We start from the raw sequence: 23,670 nt of genomic DNA, 5'->3' as shown, positions 1-23,670 counted from the left end.
GCTAGTAAGTGGCGCATAGATCGGCAGGGGCATTGCCCTGCAATGTCGATTGACGTAACAGTGATTGCGACTGCTGCGGCCGGCCTGAATCGACGAAGTGCATCGGGTATGCGCTCCAGCTCTTGGGATCGAAGTGGAACCGCATCGTGTTGGTGGTCTTGGGGTCCTGGATCCATGCTTGCCCGCTCATCCACCCGGTACCAGTTCTGATGTACTAGCACCGTCTGCGTTGAATCAGGTTTGGCGCCCCAAGCCCAGCGCGGCTAGTCGTTGTGACTTGCTCTACCGCGCAGGCTTGTTGGGCAGCCCTCCATTGCAGAAGTTGGCCGCAATGGCCGTCCGATCACCGCCCTTGATTCTGGGACTGGTTCGCTCCAGCCATGCCAGTCCAGCGTCGTAGCACTTGTTCCACCGGTAGGACTGGCCAGCAATTGGGCCGCTTCTATTGGGGCTAATGCCAATGCAGCACTGGCAATAAGCATCGGCCAGCGCATTGGGCTTCCTCGATTAGATCGGGACTTTATTGCGGCCGTACGGCAAGGTCATATTTGGCTGAGATGGATGCCCGATGGGTTCCTGGCCATCGACAGCAACGCTTGGGCTAAGGCGTGACAAAGCGTCGGCTAATGCCCACGCTTTGGCAGGGGGCTGCGGGCTAGCAAACGTCTCTCAAGAAGGCGAAATTAAAAAGCCCCCATTTTCGGGTTAAGAATAGGTTCGAAGAGCACTCTCGCCTAATGAAGCGATTATTTGCAGTTACCCAAAAAATCTATCAGCTGCAAAGATCTCTCCACCACCAATGCGACTGCCATCATAGAGAAGCCTAAGGCGATCAGTGTCGAGATTTACAGAGAATGTTCCCGACGCAGTGGGCGGAATGCGACTCAGATCATCAAGATCAGCCTTGAGAAAGCCAATCTGCAAATCCTTGGAAGCGTCAAACCTGCCATTACCGTTGACATCAAAAATGAGCGGACCCTTGGCAACATTCTTTGACTGATTTATATTCGTATAAGTATAGAATCCTTTGTATGACTTGCCAGCGGCCCTGACCTTCCATTTGCCCTCAAAACCATCTGCTCTCCATTCGCCAGTAATTATGTCTTTGCTCATGGCCATGATGGATTGGAAGGGCTGACTATAGCGCGCCAAAGGCTTTGAGGTAAAGGGTGTAATAAAGTGTTGGATCGAAGGGGTAACGCCAAAGTCTTGAAGATCTGAGGTGAGGCTGGCCGAATCATCGAGCAGGTGGTTGGCTAGGCCAGCCGCATCAAGCCATGGCCTTGCTCTACGACGTGATCGCTGACCTGCCCGAGGGCATCACCGTGACGCCGGTCTTCGCTGCTGATAAAGCCGAGGCCCTCAAGGCTGCCAAAGACCTGTTTCCCGGCCATCGCGTAACGGTGGTGCTCAAGGAAGGAGAGCCAGTTAGCTAGGCATCAGTAGCTAATTCAGCCTGCCGCGGCCTGGTCAGAGTTCTTCTTCGCTGGCCAATCCAAGCAACCTCTGGCCATCTTCCAGCCCCTGGCTCAAGGCTGCGCAGCAATTCGGCAAGCTCCTCTGGAGATAGCGGGTTCTGGCTGACGATCACGCTCGCCCAGCCCTCGCCCTCCGCCTCCAGCACCGTGCCGGGCTCGACCATTCCCAGCAGCGCAGCAACGCCACGGGCTTGCCCGGCCAGGGGCTCCCACTGCAGGGCAGCATCATCCCCAAACCGCATCCCAACCTTGAGGGCTTCAGGCTCGCTGTCATCCAGCACCACCTGCAGCCCCGCCCTGGTCAGCACCTGATGCAGCCGTGCGCGATCAGCCTGGGTGTCGGTGCCATTTGCGAGCGACTGCAGCAGCTGACGGACTGGATCACCACCGATCTCATCAGCAGGGTTCCGCCTGGCCTTGATGCTGTTGATGTCAGCTGTGAGCTGAGCCACCTGGGCGTCGGCGCTTCGATGAACTGTTCGGCGCTTCTCGACCAACGCTGAAAGGTTCTCCAACAAGTCCAGCTGGGCGTCCTGATCAACGGCGCTGGTCAATGCAGCAGTGGCCTTCTCTAGCCCTGCTGCAGCGGCAGCCAGTAACTGCTTGGCGGCCTGCAACCTGGCGACCAAACCCTCAAGCTCGCTGCGGTGATCGTTGCCAGGTAGTGCCGCTTCCCCCAATAGGTGGCGACCAAGGCGTGTGACGACATGGCTGTGAACCACCTCGATTCGCCAGCCCTTGCCATTGCACCTACACCCCTTGCCACCAGAGCGGGCCCGGCACCGCAAGTAGTAGATGTCGCCGCGGCCAGGCTTCTTGCTGAGCATCGCGCCCATGGTTCCACCGTGCTGGCACCGGGCAATACCGGCCTGCAGGAAGGTGTGGACAGCTGAGTTACTGCGATTGCCACGGGCGCCTTTATCCATGCCCCGCCGGGTGAGTGCAGCACCAACACGGTCGAAGATTTCCTGATTCACTACAGCCGGGTAGTGATTCGGGATTAACTCAACTGGCGGGATCTCGGGCTCTGGTTCGTTGAATCGCTTGCCCTGCTCCTTTGCCGCTGCCATGGCCTTGAGCCAACGGTGATGGGCAGCTCGGCTGGTTTCGTGGTCGTAAATACCCAGCCGCAATGCGCCATAAGCAGCTGGGTCAGTAGCCACTTTGCGAACGCTGTAAGCCGCCCATGATTTACCGCCAGGGCTCAGCGAACCGCTGGCATTAAGGGCCTTGGCCGTGATGGTCAGACCGTTGTGCTGCAGCTCGCCAAAGATCAACTTCACATCCTCAGCGCGGTCGTTCAATTCCCACTCTTTGGTGGTGGGGTTGAGTGTCATCCAGAAGGGGTGCTTGCCGCCAGCTGGGCCACGGGCCACGGCGGTGCCTGAGCGCAGGTCATCGCGCAGCTGGTCCCAGTGGGCGCTCACCCGGCGGCCCAGGCGCAGGCTGTATTCGTGCGCCGCCTTGGCCTTTAAGACCAACATGACAAGCGCATCACCTGCCAGGGATTCGCGGTCGTAACGGCGCTGATCCTCCAGGTCGATGATCACCACGCCGGCATCCACCAGGGCAAACGCGACCCGTTGCAAAGCCGTCATCGGCTCCTGCCTCGACAGGCGATCTACCGCCTCGATCAGCAGTACCGGAGCACTCCCCAGGTCACCCTGCTGAGCTAGCTCAAGGAACCGACCGAGCGCCCCGTGGCTCATGTGCTTGCCCTTGTAGGCCGATCTACCCCGGTCGCTCAGGTCAAGGTTGGCATCGAGCTTGTAGCCGTTGCGATCGCACCAGTCAGCAGCCATATCGGCCTGGCGTTCAAGGCCGCGACCGTCCAGCTGGGAACCGCTCGACACCCGCTCGTAGCTGTAGGCCGTGGGCTTCGTTGCTGCGGCCATCGGCTCCCCTGAATAGAGGCAGTGTTGCGCTTGCGCAGTGGGTGTGTCAAGATAAAGCGATCAGCCAGCTGATCGCCGAGCAGCCATACACCTGCATGGCCGTGAAGGTCTTGAGGTCGGCCTGGATGCCGGCGCCGCCGCTGGAATCACTGCCGCCGATTGTCAGGGCGATGGCGGCAGTCATCGGCACAGCGGCAGTCACACAAACTGATGATCTCAAAAAGTATCTAGTTATCCCGTACCTGACCGGCGCACAAACCAGGTGACTGTGCGTCGGTGGGGGAGCCCATGGCTCAACCCAGCATCACCCCACCCTCGCTATCGGATCCGGCTACGGCGCTGCGCAGGTCGAACAGCAGGTCTTCGAGGCTGAGTTCGGCCAGCGCCTTCAGCCGGACCCGCTCTAGCCGTAGCTGCAACGCATGGGTCACTTGATCGGCTGGAGAGCTGGCCGGCTCCGACGTTGCAGACCGGTTTGCACTGTCTTTCAAAGTTTCGCCTAGCCCTGCCAAAATCTGCTCCATTGAAATGTCCCGCGCTGGCCTTGTGAGTCGGTAGCCACCCAGCCGCCCCCGCTTCCCAGCCAGCAGTCCAGCCCGGCGTAGGCGCAGCAGCAGCTGCTCCAGCATGGGTTCGGGTAGTTGATGGGCCGTGGCCAGCGCGTGGGTTGACTGCCACTCCAGTGGCCTTGCTGCCAGCCCCAACAGGGCCTTGAGAGCATGGCTGGCCTGGCGTGAAAGCATCAGGCTTTAGCCGTTGCCCGCCCCGCCAGCCGCTCCAGCACGTGCTCCAGGGTGTAACCAAATAGGGCTGGATCTGGCTCATCCTTGCCGATATCGGCCAAGCCAAGCTCGGCCCAGCGGGCATCGAGCCTTGCCTCCAGCTCGGCAGGCCGGCTAAGGGGTTCGCCCCAGGGGTGGCGCTTCTCTGGACCGATCTTGGTGGTGGCATCGATCGCCAGCCTGCCGCCCAAGCCCAGGCGCTCGCTGGCGAAATCGAGCGTGTCAAAGGGGGTGTTTTCGAGCACAAACAAATCCCGCTGCGGATCCACTTGGGCACTGATCGCCCAAATCACCTGGCGCGGGTCGCGGATGTTGATGCTCTTATCCACCACAACCACAAATTTGGTGTAAGTGAACTGGGGCAAGGCGCTCCAGAAGGCCATCGCCGCCCGCTTGGCCTGGCCTGGATAGGCCTTATCGATGGCTATTACTGCCAGTTTGTAGCTGAGCCCCTCCATCGGCAGAAAGAAATCGACGATCTCGGGAATCTGCTGGCGCAGGATCGGCGTGTAGATCCGGTTTAGGGCGATCGCCAACATGGCGTCTTCCTTGGGGGGCCGGCCACTGAAGGTGGTGAAGTACACGGGATCACGCCGCTGGGTGACGCACTGGATCTGGACGAGGGGCGAATCTTCGACGCCGCCGTAGAAGCCCATGTGGTCGCCAAATGGTCCGTCAGCCAGCTCCGAGCCAGGGGTGATCGTGCCTTCCAGCACCACCTCACTGTGGCTCGGCACCTCCAAATTCACCGTTTTGCACTTGGCGAGCCGCACACCCTCGCCGGCGTAGATGCCGGCGAACAGCCACTCGCTCAACTGCACCGGGATCGGCGTGGCGGCCGCCATCACCAGTAGCGGATGCACGCCGATGGCGATGGCGATTTCAAGCTTTTTGCCCATCGCCGCCGCCTTGCGCAGGTGGCGGGCGCCACCGCGCACGCTCAGCCAGTGCACGGTCATTGAGTTCGCCGACTGCTGTTGCAGCCGGTAGACGCCCACATTGGGCGTACCGGTTTCTGGATCCTTGGTGATCACCAGGCCCAGGGTGATGATCCGGCCGCCGTCGCCGGGCCAGGGCCGCAGCAGGGGCAGGGCATCAAGATTCACCGCCTCCCCCTTAAACACTTGCTGGTGACAGGGAGGGGTGAGGTCGAGATCGGGCCGGGCCTTGAGCACATCCAGCAGCACCGAGCCAAAGCGCAGCGCCTCCCTGGCGCCCTTAGGGGGGCGGGGTTGCTGCAGCAGGGCCAGGCGCTCGCCGAGCCGTTCCAGCTCCTCTGGTTGCTCCATGCCCATGCTCCACAGCACCCGCTCCTGGGTGCCCAGCAGGTTCACAGCCACCGGCATGGTGGAGCCGATCACATTTTCAAACAACAGGGCCGGTCCGCCAGCGGCCAGGACTCGGTCGGCAATCGCGGCCAACTCCAGATCTGGATCCACCGGGGCGCTGATGCGCCGCAGCCGGCCCCGTTGCTCCAGGAGGTCGATGAAGCCGCGCAAATCCCGGCGACTGCGTTGACTAATTCCCTTATTCGGCATCGAGATTTATGAGTGGTGACTACTGTGACGCACTTGAACTGGGGCCGCGGCTGTGCAAATTTCCTACTTCCACTCCTCTGAATGCGTGCCACCCGTCAGGTCCCTGGCGGAGGGTGGGCCCGATGCGGCCGTAGTTATCGACGTTCTACGGGCAACGACCACGATTGCTTGGTCCTTGCAGAACGGAGCTGAGGCGATCGAGGCCTTCGCCAACCTGGAGGAGCTTGAAGCTGCAGCCGCTGCCTGGCCAGCCCAGCAGCGCCTGCGTGCTGGTGAGCGAGGCGGCCAGAGGGTGGCGGGCTACGACCTGGGCAACTCCCCCCTTGCGGTCACCCCCGAGCTGGTGGGTGGCAAGCGCATATTCATGAGCACCACCAATGGCACCCGCTCCTTAGCGGCAGTTAAGTCGGTGCCGCTGCTGCTGACGGCCTGTCTTCCCAACCGCACCGCCGTAGCTCGGCGTTTGCTGGAGCAGGAGTGCAGCCGGGTCTGGATCGTGGGCAGTGGCTGGGAGGGCGACTATTCCCTCGAAGACAGCCTCGCTGCCGGTGCCGTTGCTTCTGCGGCGATTGAGATGGCGGTGGCTCCCCACATCGGCGTGAGCTTCGGCAACGACGAAATGCTGGCGGCCCTGGCTCTCTGGCAGCAGTGGCACCTCGATACCGAGACCTGCTTGCGCACTGCCAGTCACGGCCAGCGCCTGATCAATTTGGGCGATCACGACGCCGATTTTGCTTGCTGCGCAGCTGTCGACAGCCTGCAACTAGTGCCCTTCCAGGCAGAGCCAGGGGTGCTTAAGGCCAGCTGATCGCAGGGGCGCGGAAGGCCTCCTGGCACTTCCCTTAAAGTTCGCCGGAATGGTTGGGGAAGTCGGTGGGCAGTTTTCTGGCGGCAGCTGTGCAACTCACAAGCACGCCGGATCTGGATGCGAATTTCGCGTCGGCCGAAGAGCAGATCGAACTTGCCGCCCGTCGTGGCGCTGAGTTGGTCGGGCTCCCGGAAAACTTTGCCTTCATGGGGGAGGACGAGCAGCGCCTTGAATTGGCCCCATCTTTGGCGGAGCGCTGCAGCAGCTTCCTTGTCACGATGGCGCGCCGCTATCAAGTGACTTTGTTAGGTGGGGGCTTCCCCGTCCCAGCTGGAGCGGGGCAGACCTTCAACCGCGCTGAGTTAGTAGGAACGGAGGGCCAGCTGCTGGCTCGCTACGACAAAATCCACCTGTTCGATGTCGACTTGCCCGACGGCAACACCTATCGGGAATCAGCCACGGTGCAGCCCGGAGACCAACTGCCCCCGGTAGTTGATGTGCCCGGTCTTGGCAGGATTGGCCTGTCGATCTGCTACGACGTTCGCTTCCCTGAGCTTTATCGCCACCTAGCCCAGGCAGGGGCGGATGTTTTGTTTGTGCCCGCCGCCTTTACCGCTTTTACCGGCAAGGACCACTGGCAGGTGCTGCTGCAGGCCCGGGCGATTGAAAACACTGCCTATGTGGTCGCCCCCGCCCAGACGGGCCAGCACTACGGACGCAGGCAAAGCCACGGCCATGCCTTGGTAATCGACCCCTGGGGCACCGTCCTGGCAGATGCCGGCGTGAGTGTCAGCGCTGCCATTGCCCCGATCGATCCGGGCCACGCCCAGAGGGTGCGGGCCCAGATGCCCAGCCTTAAGCACCGCCGGCCGGCCCTGTTCTGACTGTCCCGATGCCCTGGTCCGTCAGATTCCGCTGGAGTGCTGCTCTGGCAGCGGTTGCTTTGCTGCTGGCCGATCTACCTGCCTGGGCTTCTTCCCTGGCTGCCTGGCGCGTGTCCCGCAGTGGTCAGCTGGAGTTACGTACCAGCATCGATGTACGCCCCCAGGCCTTTTTTGAAGCTGGTACTGGCTTTAGGGGCCCCCGGATCTGGGTAGACCTGCCCGGTGCCCCATCGCGCACACGCACTGTGCGTGGCAGTGGTGCCTTGCGGGAGGTGCGGATTGGCCGTCCAGATGGCTTCACAACCCGCCTGGTGCTGGAATTTGCGCCTGGTACCCAGCTCGATCCCTCTGGCCTACGCCTGGTGGGCACCTCCCGCGACCGCTGGCGCATGGAGTTGCCGGGCCTTGGCAACCAAGCTGGGCTTGGCATCGGCGAAGGAGACTTCGATGCTGTCGCCCGCTATGGCACCGATCAGCAGAACTTCTTCCCCACCGCAGCTACGCCCCTTTCCGCCGATGGCTTGCCGGTGGTGCCCCGGGGCCGCTTCAAGGTGGTGATCGACCCTGGCCATGGGGGCCCCGATCCAGGGGCAGTTGGCATTGGTGGCCTTCGGGAAACCGACGTAGTACTTGATGTTTGCCTGCAAATTGCCCGGCTATTGCAGGCCCGCGGCGTCCAGGTGTTGATGACACGCACCTCAGAGGTGGACGTTGACCTGCCTCCCCGGGTAGCCCTGGCCAACAGCAGTGGCGCCGATCTGTTTGTGAGCGTGCATGCCAATGCCTTGAGCATGGCCCGCCCAGATGTAAACGGTATCGAGACCTTTTTCTTTGAGGGTGCGGGATCCCCCTCCCGTCGCCTTGCTGTGGCCTTGCAGGAGCAGATGGTGGCCATATCCCCGGGCACTCCAGATCGCGGAGTGCGCACTGGACGCTTTTTCGTGATCCGCCGCACGGTGATGCCCTCTGCCCTTGTTGAGATGGGCTTTCTCACCGGAGAAATCGATTCCAGGCGCCTAGCTGATGCCAATTTCCGGCGTCGCATGGCCTTAGCTCTGAGCGCTGGGATTCTTAACGCCCTGCAGGAGCGGCCATGAGCGCCTTGGTGGGGCTATTTGACAGCGGCTTGGGCGGGCTCACGGTGTTGCGGCGACTTCAGGAGCGCTATCCCCATTCCTCCTGCCTTTATCTCGGCGATACGGCCCGAGTTCCCTACGGCCAGCGCAGCGTCGCCGATATTCGCTCCATTGCCGCTGAGGTGGTGGCCTGGCTGCGCCACCAGCAGGTGGGGGTTCTGGTGATGGCCTGCAACACCTCCAATGCCCTCGCCCTTGATGTGGCCGTGGCGGAGGCCGGCGTTCCCGTAGTGGGCCTGATCGACAGCGTTGCTGCCGACCTAAACAGCGAGTGCGTGGGGGTGTTGGCAACTCCCGCCACAGCCGCAAGCGGTGCCTACAGGCGGGCAATCCATGCCTGCCGGCCCCACACCTCTGTGCTCGAGGTGGGCTGTCCCACCTTTGTGCCCTTGATCGAGGCCGGTGATCTCCAGGCTCCAGCCCTAATAGAGGAAGCCAAGGCATACGTGGAGCCCCTACTCGTAGCCGGTGTCGACACGGTGGTGCTGGGCTGCACCCACTACCCGATGCTGCGCCCCTTGCTCACGGCCCTGCTGCCTCCCCATGTGCGGCTTGTTGATCCAGCTGAATCGGCGGTGCGGCGCCTAGGGCCCCTTTTGGCGAGCATGGGCGGCATGCCCGAAGGCGAACTCGCAGCGGTGGAGGTGGTGTCCCCAGCCGAGCGCACCCGGGTCTGCGTCAGTGGATCTGCGGAGGCCTTCTCCGACGGGGCGAGCCGCTGGTTGGGTTACCGGCCTGCCGTTGAGCGGGTGGACCTGCGGTCGGTGGGGCAAGCCTTCTAGGATCTCGCCACAGCGGAGGTGTTGTGGCAACGGTTGCAGAGCTGCTCCAGCCCGTGGAGGCTGATCTAGATGCCCTGCTGGCCGACTTGCGCAGCCTTATAGGAGCTGGTCATCCAATTTTGCAGGCGGCAGCTGAGCATCTGTTTGCGGCAGGTGGTAAGCGGCTGAGACCCGGCATTGTGCTTCTGCTATCGCGGGCAGTAGCCCCCGATGGTGAGCTGGGCCCCCGCCACCGGCGCTTGGCTGAGATCACTGAAATGATCCACACGGCTTCGCTCGTCCACGATGACGTTGTCGATGAGGCTGCAACCCGGCGCGGCGTTGACACGGTGCACAGCCGTTTCAATCACCGAGTGGCGGTGCTTGCAGGGGATTTCCTTTTCGCCCAGGCCAGCTGGCATCTAGCCAATCTTGATGATCTCGAGGTGGTGAAGCTGCTCAGCCGGGTGATCATGGATTTGGCAGACGGCGAGGTGAAACAGGGTCTTTTCCGCTACGACACCGGCCAGAGCTTCGAGACCTACCTCGAAAAGAGCTACTGCAAAACAGCCTCCCTTATTGCCAATAGTGCTAAGGCAGCTGGGGTGCTCACCGGTTTGCCAGGGCCCCAGCTCGATGATCTCTACCGCTTCGGACGCCAGTTGGGTTTGGCCTTTCAGGTGGTTGACGACATTCTCGATTTCACTGGCAGTGATCAGCAGCTAGGCAAGCCAGCGGCAAGCGATCTGGCCTCTGGTTATCTAACCGCTCCGGCCCTATATGCACTCCAGGAGCGCCCTGCCCTGGCCGGATTGATTGAACGGGAATTTTGTGAGGAAGGTGATCTCGAGCAAGCCCTAGAACTGGTGAGGGGTTGCGAGGCCATTCCCCGCTCCCGGGCCTTGGCTGAAGGCTTCGCCCAGGAAGCAGCTGAAGCTTTGGATTGGCTAGCCCCCTCCGAACCGCGCAGCGCCCTGAGGGCCCTGCCTGATTTCGTGCTTAGTCGCCTCTACTGACGCTGCTCAGCCAGCTACCAGCGCACATCTCTAAGCGAATTGAGGCGGGACACCCCGGCTGGTGTTGCTTGGGCACCTGCCTCGCTGGGGAGAAGGGCATACACCTGACAACCAGCGGCCACTGCGGCCTCGATACCGGCGGCTGAATCTTCGAAGGCCCAGCAGTCGCCGGGATTGCGGCCAAGCCGTTTAGCTGCGAGCAGAAATGGGTCCGGTGCCGGTTTGCCCGCCGCCAGGGCCGGATCATCGCCGTACACCCGAACCTGGATCAGCTCCAGCCATCGGTGGGGCGCAGCCTTACGCCGCACCGCCTCCTGGGAGCTGCTGGTGACGAGGGCCATGGGGACCAGGTGGTCCCTACACATCTGCACCAACTCGGCGGCGCCGTCCATTGCGGCAGCGGTGGGCACTAAGGCATCGGCCAGGGGTTGGCGCACGGCCAGCAGCTCCTCACAACTGGGGGGATTTGAGCCTGCAGCTGCGATCCAGCGGCACACCAGGGCAGCGCAATCCAACCGGCGCTGGCCCCGGAGGCTGAGCAACTGTTCAGCACCGAGCTGGCAACCGAAGTGGGCGGCGGCGTTATGCCAGGCCCTGGCCTGCAGTGGTTCGTTGTCTAGAAGCAGGCCGTCGAGATCGAACAGGCAGGCAGCAGGACCCATCCACCTATCCTGCACCACGACGTCCCGTTACATGCCGGTGCAGGGAGTCTGAGACTGCGGCGCTAGCTGGTTAAAATTATTTGTTGGTAACTGACCGTTAGCAACTGACCGTTAGCAACTGACCGTTAGCAACTGCCCGTCAGCATCTTCTTGTCTGCCTCCCATGCCTGATGCCACACCGGGCCAGACGATCGAATCGGTGCTCCAGGAGCAACGGTTGTTTGCACCGCCAGCTGAGCTGGCCGCCTCGGCCCGCATTGGCTCTCTGGATGCATACCGGGTCCTATGCGACAAGGCTGAAAGTGATCCCGATGGCTTCTGGGGCGACCTGGCCCGTAGTGAGCTGCACTGGTTTGAGCCTTTTGATTCGGTGCTCGATTGGAGTGATCCGCCTTTCGCCAAGTGGTTTCCAGGGGGCACCACCAACCTCTCCTTCAATTGTCTTGATCGACACCTCGCCAGGCCCCGCGCTGACAAAACGGCCCTAATCTGGGAAGGGGAGCCCGGCGACAGCCTCAGTTTCACCTACCGCCAACTGCATGCCGAGGTGTGTAAGGCCAGCAATGCCCTAAAGGCTCTTGGCATCGGCAAGGGCGACTTGGTGGCCCTCTACATGCCGATGGTGCCGGAGGCAGCTATTGCCATGCTGGCCTGTGCCCGCATCGGTGCCCCCCACTCGGTGGTGTTTGGCGGCTTCTCAGCCGATGCCCTGCGGGATCGGCTGATCGATGGCCAGGTGAAGGCGGTGATCACCGCCGATGGCGGCTTCCGTAAGGACAAGCCCGTGCCCCTCAAGCCCGCGGTGGATGAGGCTCTTGCGGCTAAAGGCGGCGCACCAAGCGTTGAGCATGTGCTGGTGGTGCAGCGGATTAAGGGCGACTGCGCCATGGCTACTGGGCGGGACCACTGGTGGCACGAGCTTGTGGATGGGCAGAGCCCTGAGTGCCCCGCCGAGCCCATGGCCAGCGAAGACCGCCTATTTGTGCTCTACACCTCTGGCTCCACTGGCAAACCCAAGGGGGTCGTACATACGACCGCCGGCTACAACCTCTGGGCCCACCTCACCTTCCAGTGGATCTTCGACATCCGCGAGGACGACATCCACTGGTGCACCGCCGATGTGGGCTGGATCACCGGCCATAGCTACATCGTCTACGGGCCCCTCTCCAATGGCGCCACCACGGTGATGTACGAGGGTGCACCCAGGCCGAGCAAGCCAGGTGCCTTCTGGGAGGTAATTCAGAAGCATCGCTGCACAATTTTCTATACCGCCCCCACGGCGATCCGGGCTTTTATGAAGGGAGGCCGCGCCGTGCCGGATCAATACGACATGAGCTCGTTGCGAATCCTCGGCACCGTGGGTGAGCCGATCAATCCCGAGGCTTGGATGTGGTACCGGGATGTGATCGGCGGCGACCGCTGCCCAGTAGTGGACACCTGGTGGCAAACCGAGACCGGCGGCGTGATGATCAGCCCCCTGCCCGGCGCCACCCCCACCAAGCCCGGCTCCTGCACCCTGCCCCTGCCTGGAATTGCTGCTGACATCGTCGACATGGATGGCGTATCCCAGCCGGCTGATGCCGGGGGCTACCTGGCAGTGCGAAGGCCATGGCCAGGGATGATGCGCACCGTGCATGGCGATCCTGAGCGCTTTCGCAAGAGCTACTGGGAGGAGATCAGACCAGCCGATGGCTCCTACCTGTATTTCGCCGGTGATGGCGCCCGCCGCGACGCCGACGGCTACTTCTGGGTGATGGGCCGGATTGATGACGTGATCAACGTGAGTGGTCACCGACTCGGCACGATGGAAATTGAGAGTGCTCTGGTGAGCCATCCCACCGTGGCTGAGGCGGCGGTGGTGGGAAGGCCAGATGAGCTCAAGGGAGAGGGGATTGTGGCCTTTGTGACCCTGGAAGCCGGCCGCTGCGGCGACGACGATCTGATTGCCGAGTTGCGGGCCCATGTGGCTAAAGAGATCGGCCCGATCGCCAAGCCCGATGAGATTCGTTTCACCGATTCCCTACCCAAAACCCGTAGCGGCAAAATCATGCGCCGCATCCTGCGGGCCCTGGCCTCTGGCCAGGAAGTGACTGGTGATACCTCCACCTTGGAGGACCGTTCCGTGCTCGACTCTTTAAGGGTTTAGGGGGTTAAGGGATAAGGGGGACTGGCGAAGCGGTTCGATGATGGCGACGTCCGTAGCCTCAATGGTGATCGGGCGTCCAAACCAGTAACCCTGGCCGTAATCACAACCCAGTTCGCGCATGCGATCCAGCTGGTGCTTATTTTCCACCCCTTCAGCCACTACCTCTAGCTCGAGCGCTTTGGCGAGCGAGATTATTGTGGTTGCAATCACCTCGTCTTCTGAATTGCTTCCCAATCCGCTCACAAATGACCGATCTATTTTAAGAACACCTACTGGAAAACGCTTTAGATAAAGCAATGATGAATAGCCTGTTCCAAAATCATCGATGGCTAGTCGTAAGTCAAGATCTCGCAGTGCATTGATGGTGGCCACTGTCGACTCGTTGTCCTCAACCAGGGTTGTTTCCGTAATCTCAAGGTAAACACTAGTTGGATTGATCCCTGTTGCTTCTAGGATTTCTTTGATACGTCCCTTGACCCGTGGGTCGGAAAGGCTGCGGGCAGAAAGGTTCGAAGACAGCCTCAGATCGCTTAGGCCGGGAATTTGCTGCCACCCGGCGATGGCAGCGCAGGCGCTCGCAAACACACACATGTCTATCTCCTGGATCAGGCCACTGTCCTCGGCTTGTTCTAGAAAGGTGTCTGGCATCAGCAGTCCCAGTTGGGGATGTTGCCAGCGCAATAGGGCTTCAAAGCCAGAGAGGGTTTCGTCAGTGAGGCGAAAGATGGGTTGTAAAAAAGTTTTGTTTTCCCCGTTCTGCACTGCGTTGCCAAGTGCCTCCTCCAGCGAAAGTCGTTGCTGGGCTTGCAGACGCATGGTCGAATGAAAGCTTGAGTGGCGACCACGGCCTAAGGCCTTCGCCTGATACATAGCCATGTCCGCGTTTTCCAGCAGAGTTGATGGGCTATCGCCTACGTGGGCAAAGCTGATGCCGATCGACACGGTGTGGCTGAGTTCTGAGCCAGCAACCTTCAGCGGCTGGCGGATTGCCTCAATAATCCGGCTGGCTAATTGACTGGCGTCATCTTGGTGGCTAGTACGAGTGATAACGATAAATTCATCCCCCGATAGACGACCGACTAAATCATCATGACGAACTGCTTGCTTAAGGATATGGCTTACATGAATAAGTAGTTGATCGCCGGCGCTGTGTCCGTGTGCATCATTGATCCACTTGAAGCGATCAATATCGATAAACAGCACCGCCGTTAAAAGGGAGTCATCTGCTGACAGATGATCAATCGTCGCCTGCAGGCGGTCCAGCACCATGCGCCGATTGGGCAGTCCCGTAAGCGCGTCATGAGTAGCTTGAAAAAGGGCGTTTTTACGCGCACTTCTTTCTGACGAAACAGCCGTAAGCATTTTCATACTTAGTTCGATACTACGTGCCATTGCTCTCAGCAGGGAACGTTCCTCCAAGTCAAAGCGTTCGCCGAGGCGGCCCACAAACAGCTGGTTCCTTGGCCCCATAGGAGCCCAGCAGGTGCGCAGGGTGCCTGAGCGGATATTTATATCGCTTGGATGGTTGTTTAACTCCTCCAGAAGCAGTTGTTGGTCTTCTTCTGATAGTCCTATGCACCAGTTAATTGATCGATTGCAGATGATTGCGGCTACTTCGGCATCAACGGATTCGGCCACCCGGTTGAGCACATTGCGGAGATTATCTGGATCCTCCGTGGAGAAAGCTGAGAGGATCTCCGAAAGCACGTGCAGGGACCAGGAGGTCTCCATCAGCCGATAGCCAGAGTTACGAGGGTTTGATTATGAAAGCCACCGGCGCCCTTGGTGCGGGCAATTTCTCCATAGGTGTAAAACCCTGCCATCGGGACAGCTCCGCAAGTACTGGTGATCAAGTCAGTCTCTTCGTGTATCCGCTCTTCTGTAAATACTGCCCGTCGTGAGACACAGTCGAACATTAGTAGTCCGACTGGTGGCAGCCCATTAAGGGCTTCGAGAGCTGTAGTGCAGGACTGGGCTGCCGCATTAAGAACCGAGTCGAAATCTCCTTGGGTCAGGAAGGCCAAGGCCCCCTGGGGAACCTCTGCCACCAGGATCAGTTCGCGGCTATCGAGGTTGAATCCGGTGATGTGGCGCATCTCAATCTTGTCGCGCCGGCGAATGCCAATGGGGTGAGTTGCTGCAAATTTGGCAAATGCTGCAGGGTCTGTTGAAATAACATCTCCCGGATTGAAGAAATCTAGATATATATCAAGGGCTGGTTTGTCTTCCAAAGTGGATAAAATGTTTCCCTTGCTCCCAGTAACCAGCATGGGCTCGCTTGCTGGGGTCCAGCCGTGGCTTACGCCGATCCCTAAGGGGCGGTCGGAACTAACGGCTGCTGCCACCACTGCCTGACTCATAACCCTCCGGCCGTGGATCTGCCGGGTTCGGCGCATGGCTAGATTGTCACCTGCGCATCCCCCCACCAGGGGAACGTCGATTCCTGCTACGTCGTAGGCGCCCCGAACCACATCCATTTGATCGCCACAAAGGCCATCGGAGAGCACGATCAAGATCGTATTGGCCCGATGCTCCAGATGGTCCAGGCAGTGGGCGGCCTCGGTTGCAGCCTGGCGCAGGCCTTGCTCATCACCCTGACCTGAACCTGTACTCACCTCGATTGCCGAGCCACCGAGGGCCCACAGCACCAAGGCATTGGCCGCTGCCCCGTATGGGGTGATTTCTCCAGATGTTGTGCAACCAATCACCTGGGTATGGGGAAAGGTCCCATGTAGCTGCTCGGCTATCGCCGCCAAATCGAAATTTGGTGCAATCAGAGCCACGATCAATTTGGGATCCTGGGGGCACTGCAGAGCTTGCATTGCCTGCTCAAAGGCCTGGCCGGTGTCGTTTAACGAAGAGGCGCCTACCTGCACCCAGCTCTCACCATCCATAGAAGTGACCATTCAGGCTGGCTCATGCGTCGGAGCTAGTCCCCGACTGATACCTGTAATTGTGTACCCTAGTAGGAACGTCTCGGCCATTACGAGCTGCTTGCCCAGCCATCAACCGCCGCTGCGATGCCATCTAGGGCTCTTTTTTTAGTGGGATCGTCGGCCCACTGGCCTAGCAGGGTCTGTCGCAGTCCTGCGCTAGCGGGGGCGAGATGATCGCCCGGGAATTCCTTCAGCCGGCTGGCATCTCCAGCACGACCCTGCAGCACCCCCAGCAGCCGCTGGCTTTGGTCGATCTGGTCGCGATTGAAGCGCACCAATAGGTTGCGGGGTTGGAGATAGGTGCGCGCCACCTGCTGCAGGGTTTCCTCCGGTGAGGGACTGAACTCGCTACGAAACTTGAACTGCTGCCCGAGCTCCGCCAGCAGGGGTATGGAGCGCTCGGCTGAGAAGTTGTTGAAGCTCAAGGCCACCAGCCCAGCAGCGCCCCTCCCCCCATCAGGTGCCAGCAGGTGCAGCTTGCAGCCCAGGCTGTGACCAAGTCGCAACATCAGCCTGCTGGAGTCGCCCCCTGCTCCATCCCCATCACGCAGCTGGCGGAACCGCCGCCAGGCGGTATTGGCCTGATCCTGGTGGTCGAAGCCAGGCACATAGGTCCAGGCCCTAATCCGCCAGCCCTTAGCCGCTAGTGCCTCCAGAAGGCGGCGGTAGCTGAGTTGGGGGGTGGCCGCCAGATAACTGCCGCCGATGAATTCGATCGTGCCGCGGCTGGGCCGCTCGGCCTCCAGTTGCCAGATATCACCGCGCTGCCGCCAGCCCGTCATGGTCAGAGGGCGAGGCGTTGCAAGCCCGCCCGCGCTTCGTTGCGATGGGCTGCGCCATCAAGGAGGTTGTTGAACACATGGCGAATAACGCCTTCGCCGTCAATCACGTAGGTGACCCGGCCTGGCAGCAACCCAAGCACATTTGGAACTCCGAAGGCTTTGCGTAGGGCGTTGCCTTGGTCCACCAGAAGCGGAAAGGGCAGGTCGTGACGACTGGCAAAGCGTTGATGGCTGGACTGATCGTCGCCGCTGACACCCCACACCTCAGCTCCCAGGGCCTGGAGGTCGGCGTAGCTGTCGCGGAAGGCACAGGCTTCAGCGGTGCAGCCTGGGGTGTCGTCTTTTGGATAGAAGAACAGCACCAATGCCTTGCCGCCTAACTGATCGCTGCGGCGCCCCTCACCGTTTTGATCATTAAGGGCAACGAGGGGGGCTCGATCTCCGGCGGCAAGTGCCATCTAAATCAAATTGGACATCCGTTTTTACCCTAGGCAGGTGTCCAGGTAGCCGTAGTCGTATTCCCGGTCGTTGCGGTTTTTCTAGCGCTGAGCTGGGACGATGGGCTGAGCAACGCAAGCAGATGTGACTGGCCCGATCGAGGAACAGCCCAGCCTCTGGCAGCAGAGCGACCTGCTGAGCCTGGTGGCCCAGCCCAAGCAGGTTGTGGCTCTTGATCCCAGCCCCTCCAACCACGATCTAAAACTTCGATCAGCACCCATCAACCTGCTGATCCTGGATACGGAGACCACGGGGCTGGAGCCGGTTTTAGCCCAGTGCATCGAGGTTGGAGCAGTTCTGTTTCATGTACCCACTAGGTCGGTATTGAGCCAGGTTTCCTTTCTTTTGCCAGCCGCTGCCAACCCGGCGGAGCATGTCAATGGCATTGCTGCAGAGGTGACCAGACTCCCCCAGCCCTGGCAGGCGGGCCTGAAACATTTCCTTGCCCTGCTCGCGGATGCAGATGCGGTGCTAGCCCATAACGCAGCCTTTGATGCCAAGTGGTTTGGGCTTGGACCGCTGCCGCCAATTGACAAGCCTTGGATCTGCTCGATGGACGATATCGAGTGGCCACCGGAGCGGCACCTGAGGCCGGCCCCTTCGGTGCGCGATCTGGCCTTGGCCTACGGGGTGCCGGTGTGGGCTGCCCATCGAGCCCTTACCGATTGCACCTATCTAGTTCAGGTATTGGAGCGTTGCGCCAACCTCGAAGATCTCCTGGCTGCCGCTATGGAGCCAAAGCTGCTCTATCGGGCCAATCTCCCCTATGCAGAGCGGCATAAGGCCAAACAGGCAGGCTTTCGCTGGAATGAGCCGGTGCGGGGTGCCTGGAGTCGTCGCCTAAGCGAACGCCAGGCCCAGGCCCTGGCTTTTGAGGTCCAGAGGGTGGAGGCCGATTCAGAAGCGGCCTGAGCACCCGGGACTGGCGCATAAAAAAAACCGGCTGGGGAAGCCGGCATGGAAGAAGGTCACCTTGGATCGGTGAATTGTCGAAATCGGAGCGACAGGATTTGAACCTGCGACCCCCACTACCCCAAAGTGGTGCGCTACCAAGCTGCGCTACGCCCCGGCAGATCGAAGTTACCACAGCGCTTTGCGCTGTTTAAGCCGGCGTATCAGCCGTTCTGTGAGGCGCTCTCGTCCCAAAACCCCATACCCAGGAACGCGCAGGCGCCGGGCTAGTTGCCGCAGCTCACCGACCCCCAGGCTTGCCAGCCGCAATTCGGGCAAGCGGCTCCATACGGCTGAGGCCGCAGGCAGGTCGGAACCCTTGCGATTGGCTGAGAAGCTCAGCAGGGCGCCGCCAGCCATCCACTCAGGCACTAGCACAAACAACACGGCAAGCAACCCGTAGAGCTCCACAAGCCCCTTAGGCAGCGGATGCAGGGGGCGCTTGCGTGGCCTGGGCTCGAGCTTGCTCAAAGCAGCGGGGCCTTGGGGTCGTTCTGCCAGCCAGCCGGCTGAGCGGAGGGCCTATCCCGCCATTGCAGCTGGGGTTCGGGCCTCGGGTTCAGCTTGACGCTCCAGAAGATCAGAGCAAAGCAGAGCCCCAGGGTGATAAGTAAGCCAAGAATTACTAGGCGATCGGGTAAGGGGTTCACAGCGCTGTCCTACTCATACCTGCTGTGTGCGCAGGCACTCCAACCTTTTGAATTGCTGCTCCATAGTCAGCACATCGCCCCTGAGCACCAAGGTCAGTTGCTCGTTGCGGTAACGGATGCCTGGTAGGTCTGAGGCCTCACGAAACATGGTGGAGCGGAAGCGTCCGGTGAGCAGGGAAGCTTGGGCGTCATTGCGCTCCAAGGTGACCCGGCTCTGATCGGGGCAGATGAATTGTTCGGTGATGCCGTAGTCCTCCCACCAAGGCGACCCCATTGAGAGCAAGGCAGCGGCAAGCAGCGGCATGGACATGCTTAGGCCAGCTGGATGGGGGCATTGTCCCCCCGAAGCACGCAGTGGGCCACAGTCCAGTCATAGGAAGACCACACCCTTGGATCGAGCTTGTAGGCCGAGCCCGCAAATTCACCGAGCCTTTGTCCGCTTGGCTGGGCCGAGCAGTAAGGCCTGCTGCCTGGTTTGGCTAGATATTGCTGGTGATAGGGCTCCGCATACCAAAGGGTTTGGTTGCTGCGCAACTCAGTGGTGATCGCCCCAAAGCCAGCGCTACTCAGCAGGGCTTGGTAAGCGTCGCGGCTGGCCTCTGCTAAGGCCAGCAGACCAGGATCATCCGCATAGATCACCGAGCGGTACTGGCTGCCCCGATCATTGCCCTGGCGATTCCCCTGGGTGGGGTCGTGGCATTCCCAGAACAGCTTCAGCAAATCGCTGAAATCGATCAGGGCCGTTTCCCAGACCACCCGAACAACCTCGCTGTGACCTGTGCTTCCGGAGCAAACCTGGTCGTAGCTGGGTTGCTGGATTGAGCCGCCGGCGTAGCCCACCGCTGTTGTAACCACCCCAGGCAGGCGCCAAAAGCCCTTTTCGGCCCCCCAAAAGCAGCCGCAACCGAAAACTGCCTCTGCCTGGCCGACCTTTACGGCTGCATCAATTGGGGTGCCCAGCACAACGTGGGGAGCTTGGGCCTGAGGGGTGTTCTGAAACAGGCCGAACACGCTGCTAACTGCAATTAAATCGGAGCCTAGACAGTCCCTTTAGTTGCCGCGTCGGGCTCAAAGGCAATGTGGTTGAGGAGGGTGGTGGTAAAGGCGAACAGCAGGAACGGCAGGGAAAGCACCAGGATCAGTCCCACTCCTACAAGGGCAAAGATCGGTTTGCTGGCCCCCATCAAGGCCAAGCCAGACGCCAGGCTGGCGAAGATCACCAGCATCCAGATCAAAATCTGCCCGTAGATGTCGCCGAAGGTGAGGGTGCAGCGCAGCCGGTAGGGCAAGCCGGTAATCGGGGCAACGGGCTCCATGGATGCTCCTGGGCGAACGCTTGGGCGACACCATCCACCTAAGCCCCATATGGGCAACTTGGCTGAACAGCTCAACAAGTATTGAGATCAGCCGGCCGCCTTCAGCTGCTCCGTTGCCTGTTCCCTATCCCAAAGGCGACGGTAGGTGCCGCGCTCAGCCAGTAGCTCGCTGTGGTGGCCCTGCTGCACCAGCCGGCCCTCTTCGAGCACCAGCACTCGATCACAGGCGGCAGCGGCCGATAACTGGTGGCTGATCATCAGCACGGTGCGACCCAGGCCTTGGTTATTGGACTGGGCGTTTGCCTGCTCGCTGCGAATGGTGCGCAGGATCTCGGCGGCGGTGGTGTTATCGACGCTGGCCAGGGCGTCATCAAGCACCAACAGGGGGGTTCGTACCAGTAGGGCCCGCCCCAGGGCTGTGCGTTGTCGCTGGCCGCCGCTCAGGGTGATGCCTCTCTCCCCCACCAGGGTCTGATAGCCGTCGGGAAATCCCTTGATGTCACCCTCAAGTCTGGCTTGGCGAGCTGCTGCCTCGACCCGCTCCAACGGCGCCTCAGGCTCGCCATATCGCAGGTTGTCGGCAAGGCTGGCGGTGAACAGATAGCCCTCTTGGGGCACTAAGCCCACCTGGCCCCGTAGGTCAGCTAAATCCAGAGCGGTGATGTCGACCCCATCTAGCCACAGTTGGCCGGCCTCGACCTCGACCATGCGCCCCAGGGCGCGGGCCAGGGTGGTTTTACCGCAGCCCACGGGGCCCACCACTGCCACAAGCTCACCGGGGTGGAGCTCAAAACTGACGTCTACCAGGGCCGGCCGAGGAGCGTTGGGATAGCGCACGGTGAGGCCGCGGGCCTCCACAGCCCCCCGACCGGGCTTGGCTGGGGGAGTTGGTGAAGTTGAAGAAACGATCAAGGGCCGCCGGCGCAGCAGCTCCTCGACCCGCTCCAGGCTCACCTGGCCGGTTTGGAAGGTGTTGAGGGTGAACCCAAGCAGGGCTGTGGGGAACACCAGCCGCTCCACAAACAGAATCAGGGCGACAAGGTCGCCGATGCTGAGGCGGCCACTTTCAAGTTGGCCACTGCCCAAGGCGAGCAGCAGTAGCAGGCTGATTGAGGAGATGCCCTCCAGCAGCGGGAACAGGGTGCTGCGGGTGCGGGCCAGATTCAGGGCCGCATCCCGGTAGATGCGGTTGCGACCGGCGAAGGCGGTCTGCTCGGTGCTCTCCTGGCCGTAGATCTTGATGGCACTGATGCCGGAAAGGTCCTCCTGGATCAGGTCGCTTAAGGAGGCCAAGGCCTCCTGCTGGCGGCGTTGCTGGCGCATCATGCGACCGCCAAACAGGCGCACCACCATCAACATCAGTGGGTAGAGCCCCACCGCCGCCAGGGTCAACCAGGCGTCGATGGAGAGCATCGCTGGCAAGGTGAGCGCGTAGGCAAGCACCGTGTTGGTGAGGCTGAGCACGGCGAAGCCCAGCAGCCTGCGCACGTTTTCGACGTCGGAGGTGGCTCGGCTGATCACCTCGCCGCTGCCGGTGGTCTGCACCCAGCCGGGCTCCTGCTTGAGCAGGTGATCAAAAATCTGTTGCTTGAGCTCGGCCTCAACCTGCCGGCCTACCCCAAACACCAGCATGCGTGAGTAGAGCCGCACCGCCCCCATCACCGTGGCCAGGGCGACGATCAGCCCCGCCTGAGCCAGCACGTCTTGAAGTGCAAAACCATCCTGCAGGTCGTCGATTACCCGCCGCACCAGCAGGGGAATGGAGACGCTCAGCAGGTTCACCACCACCAGGGCGGCGACGCCGATTAACACCACCTTGCGATGGGGCCGCAGGTAGCGACGGATCAGATCCAGCCGTATGGCTCCCATCAGGGGCCGTTTTCACAGGTGCTCCCAACCTAGGCAGCTGCTTTTCCGGCAGGCTGGCCTCAGCAATAGCTGCGCCATGGCTTCCGCTCCATCCCAATCCGGCAGCAACGATCAAAGTCATCCCCTCTACGCCACGGATCGCGATGTGGTGGATCGGCTGCTTGCCGCGGAGGTGCCAGCCGACCACCACCTGGTTGATGCCGCCCGCTTGTTGATGCGCTACGAGGCCTTTCCCGGTGCCCGTGATCTCAGCTCAGATCTGGCCAAGACCCTGCGCCTGTGGGGCATTAGCCGTGAAGATCTGCACAGCCGCACCCAGGCAATCTGGGCAAAAGGTTTTCGGCCCGCTTCAGCGGCGACTGAGGCGGTGGGCTCCAGCTTTGACACCGCTGACCAGGAGCAGAACTGACATCTTGCTAAGGCAGCCATCGCCATTTCCCCCTTCTTCGGGTGATAGTGGAGATGTCCCCATCACCCGGCCCGGTGTGCTTTGCACCCGGGCTTTTTACTACCTATGCCCACTGTTCAGTCCTGGCCTGCCCTGTTGGACCAGCTGCTCAATGGCGAATCGCTGTCGGCCCCGCAGGCCACGGCGCTGATGCAGGGTTGGCTGAGCGAACAGATCGATCCAGTGCTCACCGGAGGGCTGCTGGCCGCCTTGCGGGCCAAGGGTGTGAGTGGCGAGGAGCTGGCGGCGATGGCCGAGGTATTGCGGGAGGCCTGTCCGATGCCGGCCTCCCGCCCTGCTCTTGCGCTTGTTGATACCTGTGGCACCGGTGGCGATGGGGCCGACAGCTTCAATATTTCAACGGCTGTGGCGTTTGTGGCGGCCGCCTGTGGCGCCCACGTGGCCAAACACGGCAACCGCAGTGCCAGTGGTCGGGTGGGCTCAGCCGATGTGCTGGAGGCAGTGGGCATTCATTTGCAGGCTCCCCAGGAGCAGGTGATTGCCGCCTTACCCGCTGCGGGGGTGACTTTTTTGTTTGCTCCTGGTTGGCATCCGGCGCTGGTGGGGCTGGCCCCCCTGCGCCGCAGCCTGGGCGTGCGGACTGTTTTCAATCTGCTCGGCCCATTGGTAAATCCCCTGCGGCCCGAGGCCCAGGTGCTCGGGGTGGCCCGGCCTGATCTGCTCGATCCGATGGCTGAGGCCCTGGCCCGGCTGGGGCTGCGCAGAGCTGTGGTTGTGCATGGTCAGGGCGGCTTGGATGAGGCCTCCCTGGCTGGAGTTAATTCGCTGCGGCTGGTGGAATCTGGAGTTGTGAGCAGCGATCAGCTTGATCCGGAGGCCTTGGGCTTGCAGCTTGCCCCGATCACCGATCTGGCGGGCGGAGATCTCGCCACCAACCAAGCCATCCTCGAAGCCGTGCTCCAGGGCCGAGGTAGCCGCGCCCAGGCTGATGTGGTGGCCCTCAACGCGGCGCTGGTGCTATGGGCCGCTGGTTTGAGCGACTCCGTCGCCGCTGGCCTGAGTTTCGCCCAGCAGGCCATTGCCGCTGGAGCTGGCTGGCAAGCTCTAGAGCGGCTGCGCGCCGCCCTGCCAGCCCCCGTTGCGGGATGATCGA

Annotated in this window: 26 protein-coding genes, 1 tRNA gene and 1 pseudogene; 10 read left to right on the top strand and 18 right to left on the bottom strand. The window is 61.3% G+C overall.

What is annotated here, in order from left to right; translation table 11 throughout:
* Position 1: 1 nt before the first annotated feature.
* Both U9970_RS05890 and U9970_RS05885 read right to left on the bottom strand, forming a co-directional pair.
* On the bottom strand, positions 2-145 hold the full coding sequence (locus U9970_RS05890; protein ID WP_322766045.1) for a hypothetical protein: 144 nt from the start codon (positions 143-145) through the stop codon (positions 2-4).
* 611 nt (positions 146-756) lie between these two features.
* Positions 757-1,113 (bottom strand): hypothetical protein, encoded by a 357-nt coding sequence (locus tag U9970_RS05885; protein ID WP_322765728.1) that lies wholly within the window; start codon positions 1,111-1,113, stop codon positions 757-759.
* A gap of 164 nt (positions 1,114-1,277) precedes the next feature.
* On the opposite strand from U9970_RS05885, the gene U9970_RS05880 reads away from it, so the two are divergent.
* The gene (locus U9970_RS05880) at positions 1,278-1,436 is read left to right on the top strand and encodes a hypothetical protein (RefSeq protein WP_322765727.1); all 159 of its coding nucleotides are present in this window, start codon (positions 1,278-1,280) and stop codon (positions 1,434-1,436) included.
* Here the strand turns inward: U9970_RS05880 and U9970_RS05875 are convergent.
* The 4 genes and pseudogenes from U9970_RS05875 to U9970_RS05860 form a co-directional block, all read right to left on the bottom strand.
* Positions 1,433-3,373, bottom strand: coding sequence for a recombinase family protein (locus tag U9970_RS05875; protein WP_322765726.1), 1,941 nt, complete (start codon positions 3,371-3,373; stop codon positions 1,433-1,435). The genes U9970_RS05880 and U9970_RS05875 overlap by 4 nt on opposite strands.
* A 55-nt stretch (positions 3,374-3,428) precedes the next feature.
* Positions 3,429-3,557: pseudogene (locus tag U9970_RS05870) on the bottom strand (bifunctional hydroxymethylpyrimidine kinase/phosphomethylpyrimidine kinase); the annotation flags it as partial.
* Positions 3,558-3,666: 109 nt separating this feature from the next.
* Positions 3,667-4,116, bottom strand: a complete 450-nt coding sequence (locus U9970_RS05865) for an Rrf2 family transcriptional regulator (RefSeq protein WP_322765725.1) — start codon at positions 4,114-4,116, stop codon at positions 3,667-3,669.
* Entirely contained in the window at positions 4,116-5,693 is a 1,578-nt protein-coding gene (locus U9970_RS05860; RefSeq protein WP_322765724.1) for a UbiD family decarboxylase, read from the bottom strand. The genes U9970_RS05865 and U9970_RS05860 overlap by 1 nt, the downstream gene beginning before the upstream one ends.
* 52 nt (positions 5,694-5,745) lie before the next feature.
* Here U9970_RS05860 and U9970_RS05855 point away from each other — a divergent pair, with 52 nt between their 5' ends.
* From U9970_RS05855 to sds, 5 genes are all read left to right on the top strand, one after another.
* The gene (locus U9970_RS05855; RefSeq protein ID WP_407653088.1) at positions 5,746-6,501 is read left to right on the top strand and encodes a 2-phosphosulfolactate phosphatase family protein; all 756 of its coding nucleotides are present in this window, start codon (positions 5,746-5,748) and stop codon (positions 6,499-6,501) included.
* A 65-nt stretch (positions 6,502-6,566) separates the two neighbouring features.
* Positions 6,567-7,385, top strand: coding sequence for a carbon-nitrogen hydrolase family protein (locus tag U9970_RS05850; RefSeq protein ID WP_322765722.1), 819 nt, complete (start codon positions 6,567-6,569; stop codon positions 7,383-7,385).
* A gap of 8 nt (positions 7,386-7,393) precedes the next feature.
* Positions 7,394-8,482, top strand: a complete 1,089-nt coding sequence (locus U9970_RS05845; RefSeq protein WP_322765721.1) for an N-acetylmuramoyl-L-alanine amidase — start codon at positions 7,394-7,396, stop codon at positions 8,480-8,482.
* Positions 8,479-9,303, top strand: a complete 825-nt coding sequence (gene murI / locus U9970_RS05840) for a glutamate racemase (RefSeq protein ID WP_322765720.1) — start codon at positions 8,479-8,481, stop codon at positions 9,301-9,303. Before U9970_RS05845 ends, murI begins: the two co-directional genes overlap by 4 nt.
* A 23-nt stretch (positions 9,304-9,326) precedes the next feature.
* Positions 9,327-10,298, top strand: coding sequence for a solanesyl diphosphate synthase (gene sds, locus U9970_RS05835; protein WP_322765719.1), 972 nt, complete (start codon positions 9,327-9,329; stop codon positions 10,296-10,298).
* A 14-nt stretch (positions 10,299-10,312) separates the two neighbouring features.
* Here sds and U9970_RS05830 read toward each other — a convergent pair whose 3' ends face one another.
* Positions 10,313-10,960 (bottom strand): HAD family hydrolase, encoded by a 648-nt coding sequence (locus U9970_RS05830; RefSeq protein WP_322765718.1) that lies wholly within the window; start codon positions 10,958-10,960, stop codon positions 10,313-10,315.
* Between the two features lie 163 nt (positions 10,961-11,123).
* On the opposite strand from U9970_RS05830, the gene acs reads away from it, so the two are divergent.
* Positions 11,124-13,106: an acetate--CoA ligase gene (gene acs / locus U9970_RS05825; RefSeq protein ID WP_322765717.1), complete on the top strand. Its 1,983-nt coding sequence runs from the start codon at positions 11,124-11,126 to the stop codon at positions 13,104-13,106.
* Here the strand turns inward: acs and U9970_RS05820 are convergent.
* The 4 genes from U9970_RS05820 to U9970_RS05805 form a co-directional block, all read right to left on the bottom strand.
* Positions 13,095-14,837: a putative bifunctional diguanylate cyclase/phosphodiesterase gene (locus tag U9970_RS05820; RefSeq protein WP_322765716.1), complete on the bottom strand. Its 1,743-nt coding sequence runs from the start codon at positions 14,835-14,837 to the stop codon at positions 13,095-13,097. The two genes, acs and U9970_RS05820, sit on opposite strands and share 12 nt — an antisense overlap.
* Entirely contained in the window at positions 14,837-16,012 is a 1,176-nt protein-coding gene (locus tag U9970_RS05815) for an FIST signal transduction protein (protein WP_322765715.1), read from the bottom strand. The genes U9970_RS05820 and U9970_RS05815 overlap by 1 nt, the downstream gene beginning before the upstream one ends.
* 77 nt (positions 16,013-16,089) lie before the next feature.
* On the bottom strand, positions 16,090-16,824 hold the full coding sequence (locus U9970_RS05810; RefSeq protein ID WP_322765714.1) for a DUF1350 family protein: 735 nt from the start codon (positions 16,822-16,824) through the stop codon (positions 16,090-16,092).
* A gap of 2 nt (positions 16,825-16,826) precedes the next feature.
* Positions 16,827-17,282, bottom strand: a complete 456-nt coding sequence (locus U9970_RS05805; RefSeq protein WP_322765713.1) for a peroxiredoxin — start codon at positions 17,280-17,282, stop codon at positions 16,827-16,829.
* A 124-nt stretch (positions 17,283-17,406) separates the two neighbouring features.
* Here U9970_RS05805 and U9970_RS05800 point away from each other — a divergent pair, with 124 nt between their 5' ends.
* Positions 17,407-18,234, top strand: a complete 828-nt coding sequence (locus tag U9970_RS05800) for a 3'-5' exonuclease (protein ID WP_322765712.1) — start codon at positions 17,407-17,409, stop codon at positions 18,232-18,234.
* 83 nt (positions 18,235-18,317) lie between these two features.
* Here U9970_RS05800 and U9970_RS05795 read toward each other — a convergent pair.
* From U9970_RS05795 to U9970_RS05765, 7 genes are all read right to left on the bottom strand, one after another.
* A tRNA-Pro gene (locus tag U9970_RS05795) sits at positions 18,318-18,391 on the bottom strand.
* 11 nt (positions 18,392-18,402) lie between these two features.
* Complete coding sequence (locus U9970_RS05790; RefSeq protein WP_322765711.1) at positions 18,403-18,744, bottom strand: hypothetical protein; 342 nt, start codon at positions 18,742-18,744, stop codon at positions 18,403-18,405.
* Entirely contained in the window at positions 18,741-18,923 is a 183-nt protein-coding gene (locus U9970_RS05785; protein WP_322765710.1) for a hypothetical protein, read from the bottom strand. Before U9970_RS05785 ends, U9970_RS05790 begins: the two co-directional genes overlap by 4 nt.
* Before the next feature lie 13 nt (positions 18,924-18,936).
* On the bottom strand, positions 18,937-19,233 hold the full coding sequence (locus U9970_RS05780; protein WP_322765709.1) for a hypothetical protein: 297 nt from the start codon (positions 19,231-19,233) through the stop codon (positions 18,937-18,939).
* Positions 19,234-19,235: 2 nt separating this feature from the next.
* Positions 19,236-19,934: a peptide-methionine (S)-S-oxide reductase MsrA gene (gene msrA, locus U9970_RS05775; RefSeq protein ID WP_322765708.1), complete on the bottom strand. Its 699-nt coding sequence runs from the start codon at positions 19,932-19,934 to the stop codon at positions 19,236-19,238.
* 26 nt (positions 19,935-19,960) lie between these two features.
* Positions 19,961-20,239 carry a hypothetical protein gene (locus U9970_RS05770; RefSeq protein WP_322765707.1) on the bottom strand — a complete coding sequence of 93 codons (279 nt, stop codon included), beginning with the start codon at positions 20,237-20,239 and terminating at the stop codon, positions 19,961-19,963.
* Between the two features lie 87 nt (positions 20,240-20,326).
* On the bottom strand, positions 20,327-22,108 hold the full coding sequence (locus tag U9970_RS05765; RefSeq protein WP_322765706.1) for an ABC transporter ATP-binding protein: 1,782 nt from the start codon (positions 22,106-22,108) through the stop codon (positions 20,327-20,329).
* Positions 22,109-22,184: 76 nt separating this feature from the next.
* Between U9970_RS05765 and U9970_RS05760 the strand changes: the two genes are divergently transcribed.
* Together U9970_RS05760 and trpD are read left to right on the top strand one after the other, a co-directional pair.
* A complete protein-coding gene (locus U9970_RS05760) occupies positions 22,185-22,517 on the top strand; it encodes a DUF3288 family protein (RefSeq protein WP_322765705.1) in 333 nt (110 codons plus the stop codon).
* Between the two features lie 105 nt (positions 22,518-22,622).
* Positions 22,623-23,666 carry an anthranilate phosphoribosyltransferase gene (trpD, locus tag U9970_RS05755; RefSeq protein ID WP_322765704.1) on the top strand — a complete coding sequence of 348 codons (1,044 nt, stop codon included), beginning with the start codon at positions 22,623-22,625 and terminating at the stop codon, positions 23,664-23,666.
* Positions 23,667-23,670: the final 4 nt, after the last annotated feature.

This window comes from Cyanobium usitatum str. Tous, from assembly GCF_963920485.1.
Taxonomy (GTDB): domain Bacteria; phylum Cyanobacteriota; class Cyanobacteriia; order PCC-6307; family Cyanobiaceae; genus Cyanobium_A; species Cyanobium_A usitatum_A.
This window is presented reverse-complemented; position numbering and strand designations above follow the sequence as displayed.

Coding starts and splice junctions, on each gene's coding strand:
- U9970_RS05890 (WP_322766045.1), bottom strand. CDS start 145: ATGCGGTTCCACTTCGATCCCAAGAGCTGGAGCGCATACCCGATGCAC.
- U9970_RS05885 (WP_322765728.1), bottom strand. CDS start 1,113: ATGAGCAAAGACATAATTACTGGCGAATGGAGAGCAGATGGTTTTGAG.
- U9970_RS05880 (WP_322765727.1), top strand. CDS start 1,278: ATGGCCTTGCTCTACGACGTGATCGCTGACCTGCCCGAGGGCATCACC.
- U9970_RS05875 (WP_322765726.1), bottom strand. CDS start 3,373: ATGGCCGCAGCAACGAAGCCCACGGCCTACAGCTACGAGCGGGTGTCG.
- U9970_RS05865 (WP_322765725.1), bottom strand. CDS start 4,116: ATGCTTTCACGCCAGGCCAGCCATGCTCTCAAGGCCCTGTTGGGGCTG.
- U9970_RS05860 (WP_322765724.1), bottom strand. CDS start 5,693: ATGCCGAATAAGGGAATTAGTCAACGCAGTCGCCGGGATTTGCGCGGC.
- U9970_RS05845 (WP_322765721.1), top strand. CDS start 7,394: ATGCCCTGGTCCGTCAGATTCCGCTGGAGTGCTGCTCTGGCAGCGGTT.
- murI (WP_322765720.1), top strand. CDS start 8,479: ATGAGCGCCTTGGTGGGGCTATTTGACAGCGGCTTGGGCGGGCTCACG.
- U9970_RS05830 (WP_322765718.1), bottom strand. CDS start 10,960: ATGGGTCCTGCTGCCTGCCTGTTCGATCTCGACGGCCTGCTTCTAGAC.
- acs (WP_322765717.1), top strand. CDS start 11,124: ATGCCTGATGCCACACCGGGCCAGACGATCGAATCGGTGCTCCAGGAG.
- U9970_RS05820 (WP_322765716.1), bottom strand. CDS start 14,837: ATGGAGACCTCCTGGTCCCTGCACGTGCTTTCGGAGATCCTCTCAGCT.
- U9970_RS05815 (WP_322765715.1), bottom strand. CDS start 16,012: ATGGTCACTTCTATGGATGGTGAGAGCTGGGTGCAGGTAGGCGCCTCT.
- U9970_RS05810 (WP_322765714.1), bottom strand. CDS start 16,824: ATGACGGGCTGGCGGCAGCGCGGTGATATCTGGCAACTGGAGGCCGAG.
- U9970_RS05805 (WP_322765713.1), bottom strand. CDS start 17,282: ATGGCACTTGCCGCCGGAGATCGAGCCCCCCTCGTTGCCCTTAATGAT.
- U9970_RS05780 (WP_322765709.1), bottom strand. CDS start 19,233: ATGTCCATGCCGCTGCTTGCCGCTGCCTTGCTCTCAATGGGGTCGCCT.
- U9970_RS05770 (WP_322765707.1), bottom strand. CDS start 20,239: ATGGAGCCCGTTGCCCCGATTACCGGCTTGCCCTACCGGCTGCGCTGC.
- U9970_RS05765 (WP_322765706.1), bottom strand. CDS start 22,108: ATGGGAGCCATACGGCTGGATCTGATCCGTCGCTACCTGCGGCCCCAT.
- U9970_RS05760 (WP_322765705.1), top strand. CDS start 22,185: ATGGCTTCCGCTCCATCCCAATCCGGCAGCAACGATCAAAGTCATCCC.
- trpD (WP_322765704.1), top strand. CDS start 22,623: ATGCCCACTGTTCAGTCCTGGCCTGCCCTGTTGGACCAGCTGCTCAAT.